A 17325-nucleotide genomic window follows, 5' to 3' on the forward strand; every position below is an offset into this window, starting at 1 on the left:
TCGCGCTGGCAGGCTGGCCCCGTGGAGCAGCACGCGAGTGTCACCGACTCGATGGCCGACCGGTTCACCCGCTGGTGCGAGGACGTCGTCGCCCGTCTGCCGTTCGGGCTGAACCGGTATGTGCCCGCGACCTTCCTCGGCTTCGCGCTGATCAACAGCTTCACCTTCGGCGTCGACCTGCTGCTGCTGACGCTGCTGCACGAGGGACTTCACCTGCCCGTCTGGCTGTCGATCAGCCTGGCCTACATCGTCGCGTTCGGCCTGGCCTTCCTGCTCAACCGCACCTTCAACTTCCACTCGCACGCCCCGATGGGCAGGCAGGCCGCGGTGTACGCGGTCGTGGTGCTGGTCAACTACCTGGCGTTCATCCTCGGCGTCGGCTCCGGGCTGTCCGCGCTCGGCGTCGAGTACCACGTGGCGCGGGTGCTGGCAGGCGCCTGCGAAGCGGTGTATATGTACTGCGCGATGCGCTGGATCGTGTTCCGGCGCAAGCGATCAGCGGATCCGGTCGCAGCCGGCCGGTGACCGGCCGCGCAGCACCTCGGTCCGATCGCCGTCCACCAGGACGACATCGTCGTCGGTGAGCGCCCAGTGCGCGACGCCCTCGGCCCGGCAGCTTGCCAGCATCTTCGCCGCCTCGCCGTCCGGATCGGTCGGCGAATCGAGGTGGACGACCAGACGCCGATCCACCAATCCCAGTCCGTCCCACCGCGGTTCGACACCGGTGGCGGGCAGTACCTCGGCAGGATCGTCCACCGTCTCCAGCCCGTGCAAGTCGGGGCCGAGCAGACAGGCCCCCGCGCTGTAGCCCGCGTAGACCAGCGTGTCCTCGCGTAGCAGCTCGGGCAGTACGGAATCGGCTCCGCTGCGGGCGAATTGGGCCCGCAGCACGAAGGTATTGCCGCCGCGCACCCACACCATGTCGAACTCACGCAACCGCCGCTCGAGCAGGCCCGGCTGTCCGGCATAATCGCGCAGATCGACCACCTCGGGTGAATACCCTTGCTGCCGTAGCGGATGCACATCACTGGTGACCGCCGACGACCAGGCGTCGGGCCACGCGTCGAAGGCGTTCGGGATCACCGCCACCCGGCCGGGTGTGCCGACCAGCCCGGCGAGCCGGTCGGCGAACGCGCCGAACCGGTAGGACGCCAGGAACAGCCGCATCAGATGGTGAAGGCCAGGTTCTGTACCAGTCGCTCGCCGAGAGCGGTGTCACCGGTGACGGTGACCGCATCGCGGTGCGCGGCCGCGGTGGTCCGCCCGCCACGCAACCGCGCGAACAACCCGGAGTCCATGCTGATCACGGCGGTCGGTTCACCCTCGGCCGCCTCCAGCACCGCGCCGCGCCCGTCGACCACCGCGAGGTGGATCTGCCGGGTGACCGGCCCACTGAGGTCGATGGTGATCCGCGAACCGTCCGGCGCCTTCGCACCCTTCACCACGGCCCGGCCCAGACCGAGGGTGAGCTCGGTGAACGCGGTCTCCGCGCGCCCGCCGCCCTCGGCCACCGTGCGGCCGATCCCGTCGGCCAGGTCGAGCTCGTGCATCCAGCAGTCGAACAGCCGCACCCGCATGAACCGCCCGTAGGGAACCTGCCCGACCGGCGACACCGTCGGCGTCTGCCAGGCCTGCTCGTCCATCGCGGCCAGCGCCGCGCGCCTGCGGTCGGTCACCTCGTCGAACAGGGCGAGCAGACGCTTGCCGGAGAGCGGGCGCAACCGGTCGACCCAGATCTCGTTGAGCACGGCGACCTCGTTGCGCACGTGCGGCAGCGTCCGCACATCGGTCTTGGGGCGCAACGGGTCGTGCGGCGGCGGGGTGTCGCCGAGCAGCCACGACTCGGTGCCGACCACGTGGGCGACTACGTCGAACAATGTCCAGCCGGGCAGTGGGGACGGCTTGCGCCACGCCTTCTCGTCGAGGTCGGCGACCAGGATCCCGATGGCCTCCCACTGCTGGGAGAGCAGGTCGGTGAGCTGCTCGCGATCGGGCGTGCGGTCGGTCATCCCTGTGCTCCTTCTGCTTCGCTCTGGTCGAGCGCGGTGATGCCGGCACGGATCGCCGCTGCGGTCGCGTTCGGTTCGTGCGGCCTGCGCAGCAGAAAGCCCTTGGCGAAACTGAGTCTGTCACCGTGCTTGCGCGGCACCACGTGCAGGTGGACGTGGCCCACGGTCTGGAAGGCCGCTGTGCCGTCGTTGAGAACGAGATTGGCGCCGTCGCTGGCCAGGCCGCTGCGGCGCAGGGCGCGCGCGAGCCGGTGACCGGTGCGGAAGATCGTCGCACCGAGCTCGGGGTCGAGATCGTCGAGTTCGGTGGCGTGCTGTTTGGGAACGACCAGGGTGTGCCCACGGGTGATCGGCCGGATGTCGAGGAACGCGCACACCGCGTCGTCCTCGTAGACCTTGGTCGCCGGTGCAGCACCCGCCACGATCCGGCAGAAGACGCAGTCGTTCACAGCTCCGACCCTACGGTGTGGCCCAGGTCGCGCAACAGTCCGAACCGTGCACCGGCATGACACGCGTCACGTTCGCCCGTCGAGCAGGTCATTCGACCAGGATCCGGACGTTCAGGTAAGTACCCCACTCGCACGTGCGGTCTTGTCCGGCCCTACCTGCGGCGACGAATCTGATCGAGGACGCGAGCTCGCGTCCGCCGAGCGGAAAGCTCGTCAACTTGGCGAAACGGGTCGGCAGTGTCCGATTTGTGGTTCGTCAGTCCAGCGCTCCGCTGTGACGGGCATCTCCGCTAGGCTCACCGCGAGCCGAGTACAGTTGCGAGGATTTAAGCCGATCTTACTCGTAGGTAACTTCGGCTGACCCCGTTGTTCCCAGGCTCGAAGCCAGCACGAAAAGGAAGTCTGACTAGTGGAGACAACGCAAAACGTGGGCGAGGGTTCGCCGCGCGGCGCGCGTGTCGGAGTCGTTCGCGAGTCCGGCGCGGGTGAGCGGCGGGTCGCTTTGGTGCCCAAGATCATCCCCGCCCTGTCCAAGCAGGGTGTCGAGGTGGTCGTGGAAGCCGGTGCAGGCCTCGGCGCGCTCATTCCCGACGCGGCCTATGTCGAGGCGGGCGCGACCATCGGTGATCCGTGGTCGGCCGACGTCGTCGTCAAGGTGGCCCCGCCCAGCGATGCCGAGGTGGGCAAGCTGTCCTCCGGGCAGACCCTGATCGGGTTCCTCGCGCCGCGCAATGCCGAGAACCAGATCGGCGCGCTGAAGTCCGCCGGCGTGCAGGCTTTCGCGGTGGAGGCGATCCCGCGTATCTCGCGCGCGCAGGTGATGGACGCGCTGTCGTCGCAGGCCAACGTGGCCGGTTACAAGGCCGTGCTGCTCGCCGCGTCGGAGTCGACCCGCTTCTTCCCGATGCTGACCACCGCCGCGGGCACCGTGAAGCCGGCCACCGTGCTGGTGCTCGGTGTCGGTGTCGCCGGGCTGCAGGCACTGGCCACGGCCAAGCGCCTCGGTGGCCGCACCACCGGTTACGACGTGCGCCCCGAGGTCGCCGATCAGGTGCGTTCGGTCGGCGCGCAGTGGCTCGACCTCGGCATCGACGCCGCCGGTGAGGGCGGCTACGCCCGCGAGCTCACCGAAGACGAGAAGGCTCAGCAGCAGCAGGCCCTCGAAGACGCCATCAAGGGTTTCGACGTGGTGATCACCACCGCGCTGGTGCCGGGTCGTCCCGCGCCGCGCCTGGTCACCGCCGCCGCTGTCGAGGGCATGAAGCCCGGCAGCGTGATCGTCGACCTGGCCGGTGAGACCGGCGGCAACTGCGAACTCACCGAGCCCGGCGAGATCGTGGTCAAGCACGAGGTGACCATCGCCTCGCCGCTGAACCTGCCCGCGACCATGCCCGAGCACGCTTCCGAGCTGTACTCCAAGAACATCGCGGCCCTGCTGGAACTGATGCTGGTCGACGGCAAGCTCGCCCCCGACTTCAGCGATCAGGTGCTGGCGGATTCCTGCGTCACCCGTGAGGTGGAAGCCTGATGTACACCGAACTCCTCGCCAATATCGCGATCCTGGTGCTGTCCGGGTTCGTCGGTTTCGCGGTCATCTCCAAGGTCCCCAACACCCTGCACACCCCGCTGATGTCGGGCACCAACGCCATCCACGGCATCGTGGTGCTCGGCGCGCTGGTGACGCTGGGCAATGTGAAGGACCCGTCCCTGCTGGTGCAGGTGATCCTGTTCGTCGCCGTGGTGTTCGGAACGCTGAACGTCATCGGTGGTTTCGTGGTCACCGACCGCATGCTCGGCATGTTCAAGGGCAAGAAGAAGGCGGCCGAGTGATGCACGCAGTCGACAACATGACCTACCTGGTCAACGGCCTCTACATCGTGGCCTTCTCCATGTTCATCTACGGCCTGATGGGCCTGACCGGCCCGAAGACCGCCGTGCGCGGCAACCAGATCGCCGCGGTCGGCATGGGCATCGCCGTGATCGCCACGCTGATCTCGGTGCGCCACGCGGACATGATCAACTGGATCCTGATCGGCGCGGGCCTGGTCGTCGGTGTGGCACTGGGTGTTCCGCCCGCCGTGCGCACCAAGATGACCGAGATGCCGCAGCTGGTCGCCGCGTTCAACGGTGTCGGTGGTGGCACGGTCGCGCTCATCGCGTGGGCCGAGTTCATCGACAGCTCGGGCTTCTCGGCGCTGCACGAAGAGCCCAATATCCACATCATCATCGGCTCGCTGTTCGCCGCGGTGATCGGTTCGGTCTCGTTCTGGGGCTCGATCATCGCCTTCGCCAAGCTGCAGGAGATCCTGTCCGGCAAGCCGATCGGCATCGGCAAGCTGCAGCAGCCGCTGAACCTGATCCTGCTCGTCGGCGCGATCGTGTGCGCAGTGGTGATCGGCCTCGGCGCCGACAACGGTGGCGTCTCGCAGCTGTGGATGATCGGCCTGCTGGTGCTCGCGGGCATCCTCGGCCTGATGGTCGTGCTGCCGATCGGCGGCGCGGACATGCCGGTCGTCATCTCGCTGCTCAACGCGCTGACCGGTCTGTCGGCCGCGGCCGCCGGCCTGGCGCTGAACAACACCGCGATGATCGTGGCGGGCATGATCGTCGGCGCGTCCGGCACCATCCTGACCAACCTGATGGCCAAAGCCATGAACCGCTCCATCCCGGCCATCGTCGCCGGTGGTTTCGGTGGTGGCGGCGGCGCGGCCGGTGGCGGCGCCGGTGGCGAGAACAAGCAGGCCAAGGCGACCTCGGCGGCCGACGCCGCGATCCAGATGGCCTATGCCAACCAGGTCATCGTGGTCCCCGGCTACGGCATGGCCGTGGCCCAGGCCCAGCACGCGGTCAAGGAGATGGCCTCCCTGCTCGAGGGCAAGGGTGTCGAGGTCAAGTACGCGATCCACCCGGTCGCCGGCCGCATGCCCGGTCACATGAACGTGCTGCTGGCCGAGGCCGAGGTCTCCTACGACGCCATGAAGGAAATGGACGACATCAACGGCGAATTCGGCCGCACCGACGTCGTCCTGGTCATCGGCGCCAACGACGTCACCAACCCGGCCGCCCGCGAGGACAAGTCCAGCCCGATCTACGGCATGCCCGTCCTCAACGTCGACCAGGCCAAGAGCGTCATCGTCCTCAAGCGCTCGATGAACTCCGGCTTCGCCGGCATCGACAACCCGCTGTTCTACGCCGACCACACCTCCATGCTGTTCGGCGACGCCAAGAAGTCCGTCGGTGCTGTCACCGAGGAACTGAAGGCACTGTAAGTCGCACGCCACAGGGGCCCTTGCCGTTCATCGCGAACGGCAAGGGCCCCTGTGCGTTGTAGGCGGGCCACCTCGCGCCTAGCATTGACGTCAATGAAGTCAATGGCGTCAGTGTCGTCATTTCCTGGAGTGGGTGAGCGGGATGGCTCGATTGACAGTGCGCGATCTACCCGACGACGTGCGCGATCGCTTACGTCTGCGGGCGGCGGCGAACGGGCGTAGTACCGAGGCCGAGGTCCGTGCGATCCTGACCGACGCCGTGACGCCGGAACCTGAGGAAGACATCAAGCTCGGCTCGCTCCTGGCCGAGATCGGCCGCGATTTCGAGTTGACCGACGATGAGTACGACCTGATCAACGAGCGTGACCGCACACCCGCCGAGCCACTGGAGTTCGACTGGTGATCGTTCTCGACACCAACGTCATCTCCGAGACCATGCGCAAGGCGCCTGATGCGCGCGTCGTCGCCTGGCTCGACGCCACCTCGTTCCGCACCCTCTACCTGTCGGCGATCACCGTCGCCGAGATCCGATGCGGCTTGGCCGCGATGCCAGCGGGGGCTCGGCGCGAGCGAATGCGCGACCGGTTCGAAACCCGGATCATGCCGTTGTTCGCCAAGCGGGTGCTTCCGTTCGATCTGGCCGACGCGGCGGCGTACGCCGAGCTCATGGCCACCGCACGCGCTGCGGGTATAGCCATCGGCCGATCCGACGGCTATATCGCGGCCACTGCCAAGGCCGCTGGAATGAGTATCGCGACCCGTGACGCGGCTTTCCGTGCAACTGGCGTCCCTGTCATCGACCCGTGGGAATGATTGCGTCCCGCATCGCCGTGCGTCGTGTCGATACGCGATCACCCCGGCCGCCGGGCTTTCGGCGGACGGGGTGATGGTGGTGCGGGGTTATCTCACTTGAAGCGCTGAGCCAGCAGGTCGAGGGTGGCCATGGCCTCCCGGTAGTCCGGGCGCTTGGCGGTCGCGGGCAGCTCGTAGAGCTGGCCCTTCTGGAAGGCGGGCAGCATGGCCATCGCCGGATCCTGCTTCAGCTGGGCGATGTCGCGGCCGCCGTCGAGCTTGATCACGAACAGCACCGGGGCGTCGACGACGGTGCTCACCAGTTCGGGGCTGAAGGTCACCCAGTCGCCTGCCGCGGCACGGGGCGGGTTGCCCGCCTTGGCTTCGATCTTGTCGTCGATGGTGATGCCGACGTCGGTCAGCAGCGTTGCCAGCGGGGTGTTGGGGGCGAGCAGGATGGGCTTGCCGTCCGCCTGGGACTGCCACACGGCCGCCGCGCCCTGCGGCAGCTTCAGAGCGGACTTCACCTTCGCCACCTTGTCGGTGTAGGCGGTGATCATGCCGTTCACCTTCTCGGGGCGGTTCACGAAGTCGGCCACCGCCTTCAACTGGTCCTGCCAGTTGGCGAGGTCGGACGCCACCAGCGCGGTGGGCGCGACGGCGGCGAGCTTGTCGTAGTTCTTGATCGTCTGCTGTCCCGGCCAGCCAGGTCCGCCGCCGATGATCAGGTCCGGCTTCTGCGCGGCGATGAACTCCAGGTTCAGGTCGTCACCGGAGGGCACCGCAACGGTGCCCTGCTCCTTGGCGTCCGCGGCCCAGGAGGCGGGGAACTCGCCGGACGCGAGCGTGACGCCCAGAATGCGCGGATCCGCGGCTTTCACCTTGGCGTCCAGGTCGAACAGGTAGCCGGCGAGAGCGCCGTTGAGGACCACGATGCGCTGCGGGTCGGCGGGTACGGTGACCGGGCCCTTGGCGGTTTCCACCTGGCGGGTGCCGGTGTCGGCCGCCTCGTCGGAGGTGGAGGTGCCGCAGCCCACTGCCGTCGCGGTCACCGCGACGATCAGGAGTGCGACGGCGGCACGCATGCGTGCCGTCATTCGGTGCGCTGACATGGGGGTGTTTTCCTTCTTTCTATCCAGGTGGAAGTTCAGGTGCGGATCGCGGGATCCGCGTCGAGCAGCGCGGCGACCTCGATCCAGCCGGCCGGCATCGCGATGTCGTTGTGGGTGTAGGGAAGTCGCCGGACCACCAGCTGCGCGCCCGCGGCCTGCCATCCGGTCAGCTGCGCGTGTACGCGTTCGGGTTCGAGGCCGTTGTCCGCGCAGTACAGGGCCATCGGGCCGCTGTAGTGAGGGGACTCCGATTGCGTGACCATGCGCAGCAGCTCCGTCGCGGCATTGCGGACCACGGCCGCCAATTCCGGTGCGTACTCCGCGATTTCGGGCAGCAGCGCGTCCATGCCGGAGGGGTCGGCCAGTGTCGCGGCGGCCCGATCGGTCAGGTTCGACAGCGGGTGCGAATCGAGCAGACCCACATAGCCGACCTGCTCGCCCTCGGCTTCCAGGATGGCGGCCATCGCGTGGGCGAGATTGCCGCCCAGCGAGTAGCCGAGCAGGTGGTACGGGCCCTGCGGCTGGATTCGGCGGACGGCGGCCAGGTAGAACCGCGCCAGTTCGTCGAGCGTGCGCGTCTGCTTGTCCGGCTCGGTGAGCTGGGGCATCTGCAGGCCGATGATCGGTCGCTCGGCGCGTAGCAGCCTGGCCAGCGGAGCGTATTTCCATGCGGTGCCGCCGATTTGGTGGATGCAGAACAGCGGTGGGACCGATCCTTCGGTGCGCAGCTCGAGCACCGGATCGAGGCGGCGGCCCAGGCTGGCGAGACCGTCTGCCGGTCGAGGTGCGGTGGGATCGACCGTGCCGATGCGTGCCGCGAGCCCGCGCGGGGTGGGAGCGGAGAAGACGTCGTCGAGGACGACAGGCAGGTCCGCGCGGGTCAGACGGCCGATCAGTCGCACAGCGAGCAGTGAGTGGCCGCCCTTGTCGAAGAAGTCGTCGTCCGCGCCGATTTCGGCGACCGACAAGACGGCCGCCATCGCCTCGCGAATGAGGTCGAGCGGCCCACCGTCCTGCGCGGCGACGGCGCCGGCGTGCGCCGGGCCCGCCGCGCCCACCGTGTTGGCTGCGCCGCCCGGGCTGGCCGTGCCGACTACGGCAGCCGTGCCGACCGCAGCGGGTTCGGAAGCGGTTCCCGAGCGCGTATCCGCGATGGGGATGGCCGCGGATTCAGGCGCGGGCAGCCCCTGCCGGGCGATCTTCTCGGTCGCCGTGCGCGGAATGTGGTCCAGCACCACGAAGGCAGCAGGAATCATGTACGCGGGCAACGCCGTTCGTATCTGCTCGCGCACCGCGCCGGTGTCGAGCGCGATTCCGGACTTGGCCATGAGATAGGCGACCAGGCGCTGATCACCCGGTGTGTCCTCGCGCAGCAGCACCACCGCGTGGGCCACACCGGCACACGTGAGCAGGGCCGATTCGATATCGCTCAGTTCGATGCGCTGGCCGCGCAATTTCACCTGGCTGTCGGTGCGGCCGACGTAGTCGAGTTCCCCCTGCGGATTCAGCTTCACCAGATCGCCGGTGCGGTACATCCTTTCGCCCGTCCCGAACGGGTCGGCCACGAAGGCGGCAGCGCTCAGATCGGGACGGGCCAGATAGCCGCGCGCCAGCCGGACACCGGTCATGTAGAGCTCGCCGATGGTTCCCTCGGGGACCGGCCGCAGCTGGTCGTCGAGGATGCGGACGGCGTCGGCGGGTGCGCCGACCGGCACCGACGCGGTGTCGGCATCGACGGTCTCGTGGAAGGTGAAGCCGATCGCGGCCTCGGTGGGACCGTAGAAGTTGTAGACGGCGGTGCCGGTCAGCGCGCGCATGCGGTGCGCCGTCGCGGGCGGCAGCACCTCACCGCCGGTCAGGACACAGCGCAGATCCGCGCATCCCGACAGGTCGGCCTCTTCGGCGAGCACGGTCAGCATGGAGGTCGTCATCCACATCGCGGTCACCCGCTCGGTGCTCATGAGCCGCGCCTGATAGTAGGGATCGCGGTGACCGCCGGGCCGGGTCAGCACGATCCGGGCGCCGACATGCAGTGGCAGGAACATCTCCATGAGCGAGGCGTCGAAGATCGGCGGGGTGCGGAAGAGCATCGTGTCGCCCGGTCCGAATCGGCATTCGTGTTGCAGCCACTCGAAAGTGGAGATGATCGCGGCGTGCGAGAGGCTCACGCCCTTGGGCACCCCGGTGGAGCCGGAGGTGAACAGCAGACAAGCGGTGTTGGCGGGGCGCAGCGGTGCGAGCCGGTCCGTATCGGTGAGCGGCGTAGCGGCGAATCCGCTGGTGTCGGCCTCGCTCAGCGAATGCAGAACCATTGCGGGAGTGGCAGTGTCGAGGATCTTCTCGACACGCTGCGCGGGCTGTTCCGGGTCCACCGGCAGGTAGACGCCACCGGCCCGGCAGATGGCGTGCGCCGTGACGACCGAATCGATGGTGCGTGGCATGGCAACGGCCACCACGGTTTCGGGGCCGACGCCGCGCGAGATGAGCCATCGGGCGAGGCGATTCGCCCTGGAATCGAATTCCCGGAAGTCGATCGTGACGCCCTCGGCCGTAATAGCCGGTGCCGTCGGATCGACGGGGGCGCCCCACTCGGCCAGGGTCGCACCGCGCGGGTCCGGCCGTGTCGTGGCTGGCGCGGGCTTGACGATCGGCATGGCGGCAGCGGTCGCGGCGGCAGTCGGCGAAGCGGCAGCGGTCGCCGCCGCGGCAGTCGGCGAAACGGCAGTCAGCATGGCGGCAGTGGGCGGCGCGAGCGGCTCGAGGAAGGCCTCGGGCCGGACTTCCGCCGTGGCGGTGACGGCCCCCAGGATCGCGCCGATTCGATCGGAGATCCGGGCGAGCGTGGTGTCGTGGACGGCGGCGCGGTCGTACCAGATCACCAGTTCGAGCCGGTCGCCCGGCGGGGCGATCAGGGTCATCGGATAGTGCGTGTTGCCGTGATTGTGGAACTCGCCGCGGCGCAGCTCATGCGACTCCGGTTGACCGGCACCGGAATTCGGGAAGTTCTCGAAGGCGACCAGGGTGTCGAAGAGGGTGCCGATGCCCGCGATCCGTTCGATCTCCGCGAGTCCCGCGTAGTCGAACTCCTGCATGGCGAACTGGTCTTCCTGCAGGTCCGCCCACTGTTCGAGCAGCGTGCGATCGCGGTCGAACACGCAGCGCACCGGCACGGTGTTGGCGAACAGACCGACCATGCCCGCTACGCCCGGCAGCTCGGCGGGTCTGCCGGAGACGGTCGCGCCGAACACGACGTCGGTGCGTCCGGTGAGCGCGGCCAGCACCAGTGCCCAGGTGCCCTGCACCAGGGTGTTCAACGTCAGGCCGCGACGGCGGCCGAGCTCGGTCAGCGCCGTGGACAAAGATTCTGGCAGCGGAACCTGCCACTGCCGGAACTCGCGCTCGCGGAAGGTATTGGTGCGCACCAGCGTCGGCTCGGCGAATCCGGCCAGTCGCCGGGACCAAGCCGCGCGGACGGCCGCGCGATCACGGGTGCCGATCCAGGCCAGATAGTCGCTGTAGGAGGCGGGTGAGGGTAGTTCATCCCCGTGGTAGGTGGCCAGCACCTCGCGCAACACGATCGGGGTGGACCAGCCGTCGATCACCAGGTGATGGGTATTGAGCACGAGGCGGTGCGCATCGCCCGGCATGTGAATCAGCGTGGCGCGCAACATCGGGGACCTGTCCACCGCGAACCGGTGCCGGATCGCTTCGACTTCCAGCCGGTCGGCGGCGGCCTGTGCGGCGCGCAGCGGCAACCCGGACAGATCGACCTCACGCCACGGCATCCCGACAGCCCGGGGGACCGCCTGCACCGGCTGATCCAAGCCCTCGTAGTGGAAGGCCGCGGCCATGGTGGGGTATCTGCCCACGACGGTGTCGAAAGCGGCCGACAACCGTGGACCGTCCAGCGGCCCGTGCAGGTCGACGCGGGCGCTCAGGGTGTAGACATCGTCGGCGCCATCGCGAATCGCATGGAACAGCAGCCCTTCCTGCAACGGCGACAACGGCAGCAGTTCGGCCAGCGGGCCGTGTGCGGCTTCCAGTGCGTCGATGGTCTCCTGGTCGACGGCGATGCCGGGGGCGTCCGACGGCGTGAGCCCACCGGGGAACAGCACCGCGTGCGCGGCGAACGCCTCCAGCGCGAGTTCGAAGTGCCGCTGGATTTCCGCGACCTGGTGCGCACCGAGAATCCGGCTCGCCGCGGTCCACTCCACGGCGAGCCGGGGCGCACCCGGCTCCCCGGCGGTGGGTTCGTGCACGAAGACGTTGAGCGAAAGCACTTCCGTGAGCGCCTTTTCCGGTGGCTCGGTCACCGCGAACGCGTCGTGTTCGGGCAGACTCCAGCCGAGGGCCCCACCGCCGCCGAATCGGCCGAGATAGTTGAGCAGCACCTCGGGCGCGCGCCGCCCGGTGAATCGCGGCGCGGTCTCCGGATCGAGCCTGCGCAGCACGCCGTACCCCACGCCGTTGCCGGGCACGGCCCGCTTGGCCTCCTTGACCGCCCGCACCAGCCGTCCGGCCGCCGCCCCACCGGCCAGGGCGTCGGCGAGCCCGTCCGGGTCGTCGATTCCCGTCGCGGGCGTCCACACCGGGAACTCGCTGGTGAACCAGCCGACGGTGCCGGCGAAATCGGTATCGGCACGCAGGGCTTCACGCCCGTGCCCCTCGACCGTGACAGGCCTGCCCGACTCGAGCGCCTCGCCACGCTCGTGCCGCCAGGCGTTGAGCGCCAGCATGAGCGCCGCGAGCAGCACGTCGTCGGTCTTGGCCCGATAGGAGGTGGGGAGCGTGGTCAGCAGCGCTTCGGAAACCGCCGCAGCCGCGAAAGTCCTTGTCCGGTCGGCGCTCTCGACGAGATCAATGGCGTGGTCGAGCGGTCGTTTCCCGAGGGGCGCGACCGTGCCGTCACCGAGAGCGCGTTCCCAGTGCGCCAGTTCCGGGCGATGATCGCCCGCAGCGCCCGCCTCGGCGAGCAGCGTGGCGTACCGCCGCCACGAACTACCCTTCGCGGACATCCGTGCCGGCCGCCCGTCCCGCGCCGCCACACACGCCGCGTACAGCTCAGGTACCAGGATTCGCCACGAAACCCCGTCCACCACCACGTGATTGGCCACCAGAACCAGGCGGTCGGCGGCCCCCGGCGCGGTGCGCACCACCGTGGCGCGAATCTCGACACCCGCAGCGGGATCCAATTCCCCCGCGAGCGCGGTCGCTACCGACTCGATCAGCGCGTCCTCAGCGAACCCGCCGTGCGCCGAGGAATTCGATCCGCCGTCCGGGGCGTCCGAGAGCTGCGGTGGCGATGACTCGGCAACCGCACCGCTCAACCGTGGGTCGTCGAACGACAGCTCACGGACCAGGTCCGATGCGCGCACGGTTCCGACGCCCGCAACTTCCAGCCGGTCCGCTTCCTCGAGGATCAGGCGGAGCGCGTCGTGGCGGTCGAGCAGTGTTTGCAGGCCGGTGGTCAGGTTGTCGAGGGTGAGGTCCTCGTGCAGAGTCAGGGCGGTCCACTGGGCGTACCCGGCGACGGCGGTGCGGCTCGGGTTCGCCTCGAGCAGCGTGGCCACCATCGGTGGGATCGGGACGGCCCCGGTCGCCTCGTCCGGGGCCGGGGTCTCGGCCTGGTGGTCCACGACCTGGGCCGCGGCGGCGATGGCGGCCAGATCGCGTTGGGCCAGCAGTGTTTTCGGCTGCACTTCCCAGCCCAGTGCGCGCAGGCGGCTGCTCACGCCGATCGCGGTGATGCTGTCGCCGCCGAGTCCGAAGAAGTCGTCGGTGGCGTTGACCTGGGCCAGGCCGAGGACCTCGGCGACCACACCGCAGAGTGCGCGCTCCTGTTCGGTGCCGGGCGGGCGTCCGGTCGAGGTCAGCTGGGGTGCGGGCAGGGCCGCACGGTCGAGCTTGCCGTTGACGGTGGTCGGGAGGGCATCGAGCACCACGAGCGCCGAGGGCACCAGGTGGTCGGGCACCAGGGTGGTCAGCCGGTGGCGCAGCTGGTCGGCATCGAGAGAGCGGCCTGCCTCGGGGACCAGGTAGCCCACCAAGCGGGTGCTGTCGCCGGACTTGCGGATGGTGGCGGCCGCGGCGGCCACGCCGGGCAGTGCGCCGAGCGACGCTTCGACTTCGCCCAGTTCCACGCGATAGCCGCGCACCTTGATCTGCTGGTCGGCGCGGCCGAGGTAGTCGTAGCCGTGGCCGGGTAGCCACCGCGCGCGGTCGCCGGTGCGATACATGCGCTCGCCCGCGGCGAACGGATCGGCGACGAACCGCTCGGCCGTCACGGCGACGCGTCCGAGGTAGCCGCGCGCCAATTGCGAACCGGCCAAATACAATTCGCCGATCTCGCCATGCGGGACGAGTTGCAGCGCACCGTCGAGCAGGTAGGCGCGGGTGCCGTCGAGCGGACCGCCGACATGCGGTAGCGCGCCGGTGACCGGTGCGCTGAGCGCGTCGACGGTGGCCTCCGTCGGGCCGTACATATTGCGGGCGGACACCTTTGAGGCGACGATGACCGACCACAGGGCGGGCGGGGTCGCCTCGCCACCGAGCAGCAGCAGCTCGGGACGGTGCGCGCTGCCGAGCAGCCCGTTGTCGATCAGGGCGGTCGCCATCGACGGGGTGGTGTCGACGACATCGATGCGATCGGCGCCGAACGCGGCGACCTGCGCGGCCGCGTCCTTCTGAATATCGGTGTCGTACAAATGGACCCGATGTCCGCACCACAGCCACAGCAGCTGGTCCAGCGCCGCGTCGAAGGCGAAGGAATAGGTGTGCGCGACGTGCAGCCGCCGCCCGCCCGCGCGCTCGGCGGTGTCGGCGTAGACGGTCGACCGGTGATGGTGCAGTAGCTGGGCCATCGCACCGCAGGAGATCTGCACGCCCTTGGGCTTACCGGTGGACCCCGAGGTGTACACGACGTAGGCCAGATGCGCGGCCGAGCGCGGCGCGGCGAGTTCGGCCGCGGTCAGCGGACCGCTCGCGAAGCGGGCGACTTCCTCCCGAATCCCGCCGTCCGACAGTCGGATCAATGCGCCCGATCGCCGCGCGCGCTCCGCGTCACCACTCGGTGCCGACCGATCTGCGGACACCACGTCCGCGGGCTCGTCGGTGATCGCGATCAGCGCCTCGGATCGATCGGCGAACACCGTCAGTGCGACCGCGTCGTCGGTGAGGATCAGCACCGGTGTGGCATCGTCGACGATGTCGGCGATGCGCTGGGCGGGATGACCGATATCGAGGATCAGGAATGCCGCGCCCGCGTGCCGCACCGCGAGCAGGGCGACGACCAGTTCCACCGTGCGCGGCAGCGCGATGCCGACGATGTCCTCGGGGCCGACGCCCCGGCTGCGCAAGAACCGGGCCAACCGGTGCACCCGGGCGCCCAGTTCGGCGGCGGTGAGCCGGTGGGCACCGTCGACGAGCACGATGTCGTCCGGTTGCGCCGCGACCATGCTGTCGAAGACTTCGACCGCGTCCTCGGGACTACCGGGCAGCGCGGCAGCGGCACGATCGACGGCGATACCCGCGCCGATCTCGGTGGGGTACAGAGTGATCGCGCCGATGGGCTTGTCCGCCGCGTCGACGAGTTCGGTGATCAGCGCGACCAGCGCGTCCATCCGCCGCCGTGCCGTCGCGGCGTCCAGCGATCGGGCGTCGACCTCGAATCCGAGCTGGATCCGGTCCTCCGACAGCGGGGTGACGGTCAGGCCGAGGTCCTCCGGCGGCCCACCGGCGACATTGCGCAGAGTGCCGGTGGCACCGTCGAAATCGAGGGCGAAGTCGAAGGCCTTGAGGTTGATGCCGATGCCGTGCAGCAGCGCCCCGGTCTGCGCGCCGCCGAATTCGCGGGCCAGGTCCTCACCACGGAATCGCTGGTGGGCGCGCACCTCCCGCAGCGCATCGGCCACCCGCTTCCCGAGCTCGCCGAGGCGATCGGCGCTGGAGACCGAAATCCGCAGCGGCAGAACGTTGACCGTCATGGACGGGGTGGTGAGGGCCGTCTTGCCGACGCGCGCCATCACCGGCAGCGCGATGACCACATCGGTCTCGCCGAGCAACCGGTGCACGAATCCCACGTATCCGGCGACGAGCACATCGGCCCAGGTGATGCCCGCCGCCGTGGCCGCCGCCTTGACCCGTGCCACGAGATCGGCGTCGAGGACGGCGCGAGCCTCGTGGGTCTGCTCGACCACGCCCTCGGGTGCACGGCCGCGACCGTCCAGCGGCGGCAGCGGCGTGAGCCGGTCCCGCCAGTAGTCGCGGTCGTGCTGATGTGCCTGGCTCGCACGGTATTCCAGGTCTTCGGCCACGAGCGTCTCGATCGAGCCCCACCGCAGGCGCGGCACGTCGTCGCCGCGCCGGAGCGCGGTGTAGTGGGCGGCGACCCGGCGCGACACCATGGCCGCGCTGTAGCCGTCGATGATCAAGTGGTGGTAGAGCTGGATGCACCACACATGGTTATCGGTGAGGCGCAGCAGCGTGTAGGTGTAGAGCTGCCGGTCGACCATGGCCCGGCAATAGGTGGCGGAGCGTTCCCGTTCGGCCGCGACCAGCCGGTGCGCGGCCGCGACCGGGTCGGTCTCGCCGCGCAGATCCACCAGCGGCCGTAGTTCGGGCTCCAGCTCGGTGATCCGCTGCCGCGGTCCCTCCGCGGTGTCGTCGAAACGCAGTCGCATGGTGTCGGATTCGGCGATGGTGCGGCGAATCGCGGCGTCCAGCAACGCCACATCGATGGGCTCGGGACCGGAGATCTCGAGCACCTCACCGACCATGTAGCTGAGCGAATCGGGATCGAGGCGCTGGGCGTTCCAGATGCCCAGTTGCGCTCCGGTGAGCGGCAATCCGGGATGTTCGGCGCTTACGTCGTCCCGTTCCACCGAGCCCACAGCAACTCCTTCACATCAACGTTCCCCGACCCCTTCCCTCGCGCCACCCGGGCTCGATGAGCCCCAGCAGGAGGGAGGCGAAGTTAGGTTAGCCTAGCTTTACTTTCAATGGCAGATTGTGGCCCTCGCCACGCGAGCCGGGTCAGGCGTCGGCTTCGATCCGGGCCGGGTCCAGCTGACTCAGCAGGTCCTCGGTACCGGTGACCGCACCGCATCGCCGGGCGACGTAGTTCAGCGCCATCACGTGCTCTTCACGACTGAAATCCGCGGTCGCGTCGTGGACGAGGAACGGGCGCACGTCACCCATGAACGCCTCGGCCGCACTGAGCATGCAGCCCATGTGGGTGTAGACGCCGGTGACCAGGAGCTGATCCCGCTGGTAGTAGCCGAGCAGCTCGCGCAGGTCGGTGCGCTGGAATGCCGAGTAACGCCACTTGGTGACCTGGATATCCTGCGGCTCGGGGGCGATGGCGTTGATGACCTGGGTGTCGGCACCCTCGGCCATGCCGCTGCCCCAGAAGTCGGCGAGGATGCCGCGCCGGGACGGGTGCTGGTTGCCGGGCTGCATCGTGTAGATCACCGGGATGTCGAGCTCGTGGCAGCGGTCGCGCAGCCGGGCGATGTTCGCGATCAGGGTGCGGGCTGGATCGCGATACAGGTCGTAGGCATCGAGGAAGTACTGCTGCATGTCGTGGATCAGCAGCGCGCAGCGCCCGGGCTCGGCGGTCCAGTCGACCTGGTCGGCGGTGAACTCGTCGGCACTCGGCATCGGATAGGGCGCGATCGGGGGGATAGGCATGACGGTC

At 69.1% G+C, this 17325-nt stretch carries 12 protein-coding genes; 6 read left to right on the forward strand and 6 right to left on the reverse strand.

The genetic code is table 11. The features are described from left to right. The first annotated feature begins 51 nt into the window (after nucleotides 1-51). Nucleotides 52-525, forward strand: coding sequence for a GtrA family protein (locus IEY60_RS21305; protein WP_189031380.1), 474 nt, complete (start codon nucleotides 52-54; stop codon nucleotides 523-525). On the opposite strand, the gene IEY60_RS21310 is transcribed toward IEY60_RS21305, so the two are convergent. Genes IEY60_RS21310 through IEY60_RS21320 form a run of 3 tightly spaced genes read right to left on the reverse strand, consistent with a single transcriptional unit; the run spans nucleotide 496 to nucleotide 2458 of the window. Beyond that, the gene (locus IEY60_RS21310) at nucleotides 496-1167 is read right to left on the reverse strand and encodes a Type 1 glutamine amidotransferase-like domain-containing protein (RefSeq protein WP_189030956.1); all 672 of its coding nucleotides are present in this window, start codon (nucleotides 1165-1167) and stop codon (nucleotides 496-498) included. The two genes, IEY60_RS21305 and IEY60_RS21310, sit on opposite strands and share 30 nt — an antisense overlap. After that, nucleotides 1167-2009, reverse strand: coding sequence for a maleylpyruvate isomerase family mycothiol-dependent enzyme (locus IEY60_RS21315; RefSeq protein WP_189030958.1), 843 nt, complete (start codon nucleotides 2007-2009; stop codon nucleotides 1167-1169). The genes IEY60_RS21310 and IEY60_RS21315 overlap by 1 nt, the downstream gene beginning before the upstream one ends. Beyond that, nucleotides 2006-2458: an HIT family protein gene (locus IEY60_RS21320; RefSeq protein ID WP_189030960.1), complete on the reverse strand. Its 453-nt coding sequence runs from the start codon at nucleotides 2456-2458 to the stop codon at nucleotides 2006-2008. The genes IEY60_RS21315 and IEY60_RS21320 overlap by 4 nt, the downstream gene beginning before the upstream one ends. A 409-nt stretch (nucleotides 2459-2867) precedes the next feature. Between IEY60_RS21320 and IEY60_RS21325 the strand changes: the two genes are divergently transcribed. The 5 genes from IEY60_RS21325 to IEY60_RS21345 all read left to right on the forward strand — a co-directional run bounded on the left by IEY60_RS21325 (nucleotide 2868) and on the right by IEY60_RS21345 (nucleotide 6540). Further along, nucleotides 2868-3986, forward strand: a complete 1119-nt coding sequence (locus IEY60_RS21325; RefSeq protein WP_189030962.1) for a Re/Si-specific NAD(P)(+) transhydrogenase subunit alpha — start codon at nucleotides 2868-2870, stop codon at nucleotides 3984-3986. After that, complete coding sequence (locus tag IEY60_RS21330; protein WP_056818017.1) at nucleotides 3986-4288, forward strand: NAD(P) transhydrogenase subunit alpha part 2; 303 nt, start codon at nucleotides 3986-3988, stop codon at nucleotides 4286-4288. The genes IEY60_RS21325 and IEY60_RS21330 overlap by 1 nt, the downstream gene beginning before the upstream one ends. Before the next feature lie 17 nt (nucleotides 4289-4305). Continuing rightward, a complete protein-coding gene (locus IEY60_RS21335) occupies nucleotides 4306-5727 on the forward strand; it encodes an NAD(P)(+) transhydrogenase (Re/Si-specific) subunit beta (protein ID WP_189031382.1) in 1422 nt (473 codons plus the stop codon). 142 nt (nucleotides 5728-5869) lie between these two features. Beyond that, nucleotides 5870-6130 carry a FitA-like ribbon-helix-helix domain-containing protein gene (locus IEY60_RS21340; RefSeq protein WP_189030964.1) on the forward strand — a complete coding sequence of 87 codons (261 nt, stop codon included), beginning with the start codon at nucleotides 5870-5872 and terminating at the stop codon, nucleotides 6128-6130. After that, the gene (locus IEY60_RS21345; protein ID WP_189030966.1) at nucleotides 6127-6540 is read left to right on the forward strand and encodes a type II toxin-antitoxin system VapC family toxin; all 414 of its coding nucleotides are present in this window, start codon (nucleotides 6127-6129) and stop codon (nucleotides 6538-6540) included. Before IEY60_RS21340 ends, IEY60_RS21345 begins: the two co-directional genes overlap by 4 nt. A gap of 92 nt (nucleotides 6541-6632) precedes the next feature. Here the strand turns inward: IEY60_RS21345 and IEY60_RS21350 are convergent, their stop codons facing one another. The 3 genes from IEY60_RS21350 to IEY60_RS21360 all read right to left on the reverse strand — a co-directional run bounded on the left by IEY60_RS21350 (nucleotide 6633) and on the right by IEY60_RS21360 (nucleotide 17318). Further along, nucleotides 6633-7631 carry an ABC transporter substrate-binding protein gene (locus IEY60_RS21350; RefSeq protein WP_229740005.1) on the reverse strand — a complete coding sequence of 333 codons (999 nt, stop codon included), beginning with the start codon at nucleotides 7629-7631 and terminating at the stop codon, nucleotides 6633-6635. A 35-nt stretch (nucleotides 7632-7666) separates the two neighbouring features. Then, a complete protein-coding gene (locus IEY60_RS21355; protein ID WP_189030968.1) occupies nucleotides 7667-16519 on the reverse strand; it encodes a non-ribosomal peptide synthetase in 8853 nt (2950 codons plus the stop codon). Nucleotides 16520-16661: 142 nt separating this feature from the next. After that, nucleotides 16662-17318, reverse strand: coding sequence for an isochorismatase family protein (locus IEY60_RS21360; protein WP_189030970.1), 657 nt, complete (start codon nucleotides 17316-17318; stop codon nucleotides 16662-16664). Nucleotides 17319-17325 lie beyond the last annotated feature (7 nt).

The organism is Nocardia rhizosphaerihabitans (assembly GCF_014646295.1).
Taxonomy (GTDB): Bacteria; Actinomycetota; Actinomycetes; order Mycobacteriales; family Mycobacteriaceae; genus Nocardia; species Nocardia rhizosphaerihabitans.